Annotated in this window: 9 protein-coding genes; 7 read left to right on the top strand and 2 right to left on the bottom strand. The window is 57.5% G+C overall.

Annotated features, from left to right (window positions below; genetic code table 11):
- Positions 1-80: 80 nt before the first annotated feature.
- Positions 81-1,289 (bottom strand): hypothetical protein, encoded by a 1,209-nt coding sequence (locus tag J3U95_RS25305; protein WP_208281343.1) that lies wholly within the window; start codon positions 1,287-1,289, stop codon positions 81-83.
- A gap of 324 nt (positions 1,290-1,613) precedes the next feature.
- On the opposite strand from J3U95_RS25305, the gene J3U95_RS25300 reads away from it, so the two are divergent.
- Both J3U95_RS25300 and J3U95_RS25295 read left to right on the top strand, forming a co-directional pair.
- Positions 1,614-2,066, top strand: a complete 453-nt coding sequence (locus J3U95_RS25300) for a hypothetical protein (RefSeq protein WP_036209924.1) — start codon at positions 1,614-1,616, stop codon at positions 2,064-2,066.
- Between the two features lie 379 nt (positions 2,067-2,445).
- A complete protein-coding gene (locus J3U95_RS25295) occupies positions 2,446-3,099 on the top strand; it encodes an ERCC4 domain-containing protein (RefSeq protein ID WP_051996354.1) in 654 nt (217 codons plus the stop codon).
- Between the two features lie 97 nt (positions 3,100-3,196).
- Here J3U95_RS25295 and J3U95_RS25290 read toward each other — a convergent pair whose 3' ends face one another.
- A complete protein-coding gene (locus J3U95_RS25290) occupies positions 3,197-3,763 on the bottom strand; it encodes a plasmid fertility inhibition factor family protein (RefSeq protein WP_051996355.1) in 567 nt (188 codons plus the stop codon).
- 320 nt (positions 3,764-4,083) lie between these two features.
- Here J3U95_RS25290 and J3U95_RS25285 point away from each other — a divergent pair, with 320 nt between their 5' ends.
- From J3U95_RS25285 to J3U95_RS25265, 5 genes are all read left to right on the top strand, one after another.
- A complete protein-coding gene (locus J3U95_RS25285) occupies positions 4,084-4,647 on the top strand; it encodes a hypothetical protein (protein ID WP_036209926.1) in 564 nt (187 codons plus the stop codon).
- A gap of 137 nt (positions 4,648-4,784) precedes the next feature.
- Positions 4,785-4,943, top strand: a complete 159-nt coding sequence (locus J3U95_RS25280; RefSeq protein ID WP_161783955.1) for a hypothetical protein — start codon at positions 4,785-4,787, stop codon at positions 4,941-4,943.
- A complete protein-coding gene (locus J3U95_RS25275; RefSeq protein WP_036209929.1) occupies positions 4,943-5,290 on the top strand; it encodes a hypothetical protein in 348 nt (115 codons plus the stop codon). Before J3U95_RS25280 ends, J3U95_RS25275 begins: the two co-directional genes overlap by 1 nt.
- Positions 5,291-5,447: 157 nt before the next feature.
- A complete protein-coding gene (locus J3U95_RS25270; protein WP_036209932.1) occupies positions 5,448-5,741 on the top strand; it encodes a hypothetical protein in 294 nt (97 codons plus the stop codon).
- Between the two features lie 54 nt (positions 5,742-5,795).
- Positions 5,796-6,143 (top strand): hypothetical protein, encoded by a 348-nt coding sequence (locus J3U95_RS25265; RefSeq protein ID WP_036209935.1) that lies wholly within the window; start codon positions 5,796-5,798, stop codon positions 6,141-6,143.
- Positions 6,144-6,319: the final 176 nt, after the last annotated feature.

Genomic DNA, 6,319 nt, shown 5'->3' with positions numbered 1-6,319 from the left:
GAGGGTAAGGCTCTCCAGCGGCAAGGAGGGGGTATCACGGGGCAGCGCCGACCAGCTGCGATGACAGAAAACGACGCAGCTTAAACTCGCTGAAAAACTGTCTTGACCGATGGGTCCACTTTATCTTCCACTAGAAGTGTCGCAGTCACTTTCCAATGCACCTGATCAAGGTCGAAGTCGTGTCTTTCCATCAAGATCGACAGCCACCGCATTGGGGCATCTGGAACTGCTCCTGGCCCAAACCCGCCTTCCCGCATGTGACTATCAAGTATAAGCGTGCAATCGGCTTCCTCGCCGCCGAAATAGTCAGGGTCGCGTAGCTCCTTCGCCTGCTGGTACCGTAGCGACAGTCTCCAGCGTGGGATTTGATCCGCAAAATTCGCGATGCACGAAGCTACAGAGCTTGCATTGATATTGTCCTGGGTAGGTGAACGCAAGGCAGCCTGTAGACGCTCAAGTTCTCCGTCCTCGTCCGCATCGACGTCGGAAAGCTGGTACGCGATATGAAAGTCAACATCGTCTAACAGCAGACGGCCTGTCTCACCGTCTCCAAAAGAGTCGATATATTCAAGGTGAAGCTCGTGCGGCTCGACAACGAGTGGTGCAGCTGTCTTATCCGCCATTGCAACGAATAGCGTCGGCGCCCGAAAGCGCAGCTGCGCCCGATGCTGCTCACGGGGATCGAATAGCCGGTGCTCGTTTGGGTTTTCCAGAGTCCATCCTGCTACCAATTCCCGCAACGCTTCCTCATCGAACTGCGTTTCCTCTAAGCCGAGATAGCGATAATGCACGGTTCCGCGATAGCCGTAAGGAAAGCCATCGAAAGTACAGCCTGAACCTTCACCTGCGAGGAAGTCGATTAGAGCCTTTGCGGAAGCGCGGTGCCTGCCTGGCGTTGAAAACAAGTCCAGATCACACACGGTAGTGTCTCGGTTTTCGAAGTACCGTTTTGGGACGGCATCAGTCAACGCCTTCACTGCTGAAAGCAACCTTCCGTGCCTGTAGAACTGCACGATAGCTCGGGCATCGCGCATGCTGTCGAGAATCTCGTCTGGAATGTCGTCGTCGTATGGCCCGGGAGTGCCGGCCTGTGTCAGGACTTGTTGAACCTCATGCCTTCCTGAGTATCCGCACGCGAGCGCGAATGCGTCTTGGGTTTTTTGTAGAGGCAGCTCGAGCACCAAAGACAATTTCTTGGCACGGCGGTTGAAGTCGAGAATGTCTGCCGGGCGGAACTTCGCCCAGGCGCGTAGAGGTTCGGGCAGTTCGCCCAACTTATAGGTGCTCATCACGGTTCTCCGTTGTACCGCTTGGTCAAGTTTCGAAGTCCTCCACGCCTGGTGCCGGATTGCCGGGTCATGAGGATTCGAAGCGTCCTTGCGGCACGATTGAGAATGCGTGTCGTCAGGATTACTGCTGGTGCTGCTGGTTCTACATATCGCTCCTGAACTCAGGTTCTGCACGCTACTCGACAAGCGAGCTCCGACGTCAACGAGGGCGTTCCCGTAGCCGGAATTATATGTTGTCTTCTGCCAGCACAGCCGGGAATTTCCGCTACACCTGATAAGAGATGAGGGACGCTATTTCAGTGGCCTGCTTTTTAGGAGATAGACATGCCGGAGAACTTTAATCCTGTACGCGACGCCCAGCCGGGGCCATATGTTCAAAGTCTCTTGAGTTTCCTCGAGGAGCATACAGCCGGACCGAACTTCAAGCTCTACGACTGGCTCCGGACTCTTGACTTCGACATGCTCGCGGCGACAGACAGCCTTATGTGCAGTATCTTCGATATCCTCATTAGTCGAGCGACGCTCACTGCACCGGTACGGGACTTTATCGACGCAGCCTGTCTGGCAGCTGGTGCTGAACGCCCGGCAGCATCACCGGAATCGATCGTAGATCAACTTGCGCAGCTTCTTGAACAGTTCAACAATGCCACGCACACCGAGCTCGATGCACGTGCGGGGTATGTAATCGTCACCGAGCGGATCGGCATCTGGCCAAGCGAGCAAAGAGGCTACCAGGTCACCCAGCGAGGTCGAGCAGAGGCCCAAATGAGTGACTAGCTCAGTGTGAAGGTGCCCTCTGGCTCGCGTTAGTTAAGAAGGCGGCCGGCGCTGCGGACAGGCGTTGCAAGAAGCCTGAAAGTGCGATGCCCGGCGCCTTCCAACTGCACGGGTGGTATGCGCGAAGCGTTCCATATAGAGGCTCTAGCCGGAAGCGGGTGGGTCATCGTTACGGGGCGAATGAGCATCTAGCCGGGTAATCAGGGGCGGTATCAGGTGAGACAGCGGGGTCGGACCGAGGGGGAGGCCGTGAATTGCCCTCGAACACGCGCACTGCTGGGCATGCTGCCAAAGCCGAGGCCTGCGTCAACGCCCCAAAATTGACAAGCTAACAAGCTGGCCAGATACTGTCTGAGTACATAACGACAGACAGAATCTCATGACCATTAAAATCGTAGCCGACATGCGGGAGTCGAGGTCCACAATCATCGCGCTGCTGCAGCGCATGCCGGGCTACGAAATAGCTGTACAGGAGCTGGACTGCGGCGACTACCTGTTGCACGGCGATTTTCCAGTAGAGCGCAAGGCAGCGGTCGACTTCGTGGCCAGCATCCAGGACAGGCGCCTTTTCGAGCAGCTCGCGAAGATGAAGGCTGAGTATGGTCGCGCCACGTTCATTATCGAGGGCGATGTGTATGGCACTCGCAGCCAGATGAAGCCCGAAGCCATTTGCGGTGCTATCTCTTACCTGACCGCGATCGAGGACGCGCGGGTGCTGACGACCCGAAATGCGGCCGACAGTGCCACGCTCATGGCTACCCTAGCACGCCATTTGCAGGAGGGGATTTCGTATGATGTGCCCCTGCGCGCGAACAAACCCAAGGATCTTCGTGTGCAGGCCCAGTTCGTAGTGGAAGGGTTCGTTGGTGTCGGCCCTGGGGCCGCAAAGTCACTTTTGAATCACTTCGGCACGATCGACGCGCTGGTGCAAGCGGACGTCGCGCAGCTGCGCAAGGTGCCAGGAATAGGGGAAAAGACCGCCAAGCAAATTCGCACAATACTGGAAACCGACTATCGAACCCTGGCAGGGTAGCAGCGCGCAACTGCAACATCGGAACCCAAAAGATTTAACTCTGTTGTCAACTCGACATTACATTTTCTAATGTCGAGTTGGCGATCGGTGTAGGTTCTCAGCGTCCACGTGATCGAATAAGGTCAGACAATACCACCGGCTTGCCGCCAGGGACGCCGGCAAGCTGCTGCAGGTCTGCGGCTTCGTCCAGCGCGCACTCGACCGGAAACACCGACGCGCCGTTAGCGAGAAGCCATATCGTTCGCGTGATACCGTCCGTAAAACCCAACCATGGAAGACCCTTCTGGGCGATGATCACCTCCTTCGTAAAAAACAGAAAGTGTCGGCGCTTTTCGATCAGGTCGCTCGTAGAGCGGCCGCAACTTACTTCCGCTAACGGGACCGGATTTTCCGCTCCGCTTGCGAACCCATCTTCAGCCCACTTGTACTTGTAGTCGCTTGGCCACGATGTGGGGTCGCCCAATGCGATATCGCGATGCGAGCTAAGTGGCTGCCGCCACAGTGCTAGAAATCGCGCAGCGACGACCTCGACAATAGCCTTCCGGTCAGCGTTATAGTTAGGCCGTTCAGCGCGCATAAACACGTCGCCCCTCTTGGCCGTCGGGATGCGAAAAACCGCACATTGCTGAAAGTAGATTTCACGATTCTCAGAAAATGTTTGCATGTATTTTATCGATCAGGTTTCAAGAAATTGGCACCATTCAGCGCCCTCTCCGATCGATTGTAGCCACGACTTGGGCACTCGCAAGCTAACGCCGCCAGCCCATCCGTAAGCGAACTTCTTGCTCGACCGCAAGAAAAGTGCCATACTTCGCTGTCGCCATGCGGCATATTTGTTCCCGAAACCCCGCAAATTCCATCCAACGCGTACTTCCGCGTGTCGGCCATCACCTAGCAGTCACCAACTCGTCCGAGCGTTGCTCCAGCGAGTCGTTCACCGGCTCCCCACTTTTTATCGTCGAACATCGACATGAGGGAGAACCCATGCACAGCATCCATGAAACCGCGATTCAAGCGGCACAGCAGCCTGCCCTGGCTGCGCCACAAACCCCAGAGCTTGTCGAGCAGGCAAGTAGCGAACTCAGCCTGGCCGATAAGCTCGGCATCCAGTACGTCACTTCGTTTCCGTTTGCGCCGGACGCCCGGGTTGCCGGGTATCTGATCAAAGCCGACATCGGGCCGACCAGCTACGGCTTCCTGTACGGCACGGACCTACCACCAGGTCGGAACTTCGTTACCTTCGAAGCCATCGGTGTGGACTCACGCGGAGGCTACGACATGGTGCGCGCCGCGGCTGGCGTCGCCTACGTCATTGTGACCTATGCCTCCCACGCTCGTGAGCGCGGCCTGAGTCACTTGAAGGATCACATCGGGGCCAACCCTGACCACTACGCGGCGCGTTCGCTCATCCTGGCCAACCCGTGGCCACATACGCAAGAAATGATCGACCAGCTCGAAGCTGGCTGGAAGCGTCGCCTCGCGCCTGCACAGGCCGAGCAACGCATCGAAACGCTCCATAAGGCTCTGGCCGAAGTGAAGCGTGTCTAACGCAACCCCGCGCTGACTGGTCACCCAGTCAGCGCCCTTCCCTTCTTCTACCGGTTCACCGACTCAACGAGTTCCGTGAGCCTTTTGGCTCCTTCCATTTGTCACGCCGACCTCGGCATCTATTGGAAAGAGACACTATGAAACGACACACGATGGCCACCCTGAAAGCATTCCTGCTCGGCATGCGCGAATTCCGCAGCGACTTCACGACCAACTGTCCTGGTGAAGAAGAAGCGTATGACTGGGGCCGGGAAATCGCGCACCGCCTGACGCTGCGCCGCTTCGAACGCGCCTGATGGAGATCCATAAATCCGGCTTAGGCAGCACTGCCTGGCGCTTCGACGAGCCCGACGCACCGGGATTGTTCGCCCTGGTGTACGACGCCCGAGCCATGACGATCGCAGATAAACCTGAGACTGACCGGCTGACCTTCGTGCTATTTGAAGAAAGCGTCAACAACCCTGTCGGCGATATCGAAATCGATGGCCGGGCTGGACTGAATCTCTGGTACCAGACCCATGTTGGCCACGCACCAGATAAGGAACCTGACGGGCTTCTCCCGATCATGGAGCTCATCGAGAATGTCGCCGCGCACTTGCTGCTGCGGTACTTCGAAGGAGGGCTTCGGCCAGATGAAGAATAACCCTGCAAAGTAACTTGAGCGATCAGGACGTCCACGAAAGTGGGCGTCCTGATGAGTCCCCTTCCCTCCCCTTTCGGTTCACGACATCCGCGATGTCGCAAGCCCTCCCCGGCCGCGCCATTTAGACGCCGATCCTCGGCAATGACTGGAGCGCTTCATGACTGCAACTTCCACGCAACACCAATCCAACGACGCACAGCAGCAACACAACCTCGCTTTCGACCAGGCTGCCAGCGAAGCGTGCGCGAATTCCCCAAACCGTGACCGCATCGATACCAGTTTGCTCGCGGCGAAGCTGTATGCCGCCCGTAGTGCGGACGAAACCATGCTCCCGCAGACGATCTTCCGCACGCCCGATACGTCCGGCTGGTGGCATACCCACTGCCACGCGCGGGTACTGGAAAAGGCCGAGGTCTTCGCCACCGTTCTGCCCGCCCGCTACTTCCAATAAACCTGCAATCGGGGGATCGCTTTCGATCCCCTTCCCATCATCTAGGAGAAGCACATGCAAAACACACCGCCAGCCGACAACGCGCTGGTTGCAGACACGCCGCTTTATGCTCGCGAATTCCCTGGCTTTGAACTCGACTTCAAGCTGCCGGAAGGGTTCGAAGACTCGTCGTGGCACAACAATGAAACGCCCTCCTTCGACAAGGTGCAGCCGGACGGAACGATCCTGAAATTGTGGGTCGATTACGCCGACCGCAGTAAGTCGACTCTGCCTGAGGACGAACCGTACTTCCGTTTCTCGCTCGCGCGCTATAGCGCGGACCAGGACTGGATCGGCCAACTCGCGTTCGCCAGCACGCCTCAAGAGGCGCTGGATATGGTCGCGATGTATGACGGCGTTTAGGAGGTGACGATGAGCCACGGTTTCACTGCAATTCGCGCGGATCACGTAGGCGGCCACGTCGCCATGGCGTCGGTTCCCTATGTTCCGCACTGGGCTGTACCAGTTGCAGCCAGAAAGCGATTCCAGCCTTGGGCCTGCACCTTCCATACGGGCGATAGCGCCCCGAGCCAGTTCAT

The organism is Massilia oculi (assembly GCF_017582745.1).
Taxonomy (GTDB): Bacteria; Pseudomonadota; Gammaproteobacteria; order Burkholderiales; family Burkholderiaceae_D; genus Telluria; species Telluria oculi_A.
The sequence above is the reverse complement of the archived record's forward strand: the minus strand, read 5'-3'. Positions and strand labels throughout refer to the sequence as shown.

What these genes read in the sequence shown, in the direction of transcription:
- J3U95_RS25305 (WP_208281343.1), bottom strand. Translation starts at nt 1,289, where the DNA reads ATGAGCACCTATAAGTTGGGCGAACTGCCCGAACCTCTACGCGCCTGG.
- J3U95_RS25300 (WP_036209924.1), top strand. Translation starts at nt 1,614, where the DNA reads ATGCCGGAGAACTTTAATCCTGTACGCGACGCCCAGCCGGGGCCATAT.
- J3U95_RS25295 (WP_051996354.1), top strand. Translation starts at nt 2,446, where the DNA reads ATGACCATTAAAATCGTAGCCGACATGCGGGAGTCGAGGTCCACAATC.
- J3U95_RS25290 (WP_051996355.1), bottom strand. Translation starts at nt 3,763, where the DNA reads ATGCAAACATTTTCTGAGAATCGTGAAATCTACTTTCAGCAATGTGCG.
- J3U95_RS25285 (WP_036209926.1), top strand. Translation starts at nt 4,084, where the DNA reads ATGCACAGCATCCATGAAACCGCGATTCAAGCGGCACAGCAGCCTGCC.
- J3U95_RS25280 (WP_161783955.1), top strand. Translation starts at nt 4,785, where the DNA reads ATGAAACGACACACGATGGCCACCCTGAAAGCATTCCTGCTCGGCATG.
- J3U95_RS25275 (WP_036209929.1), top strand. Translation starts at nt 4,943, where the DNA reads ATGGAGATCCATAAATCCGGCTTAGGCAGCACTGCCTGGCGCTTCGAC.
- J3U95_RS25270 (WP_036209932.1), top strand. Translation starts at nt 5,448, where the DNA reads ATGACTGCAACTTCCACGCAACACCAATCCAACGACGCACAGCAGCAA.
- J3U95_RS25265 (WP_036209935.1), top strand. Translation starts at nt 5,796, where the DNA reads ATGCAAAACACACCGCCAGCCGACAACGCGCTGGTTGCAGACACGCCG.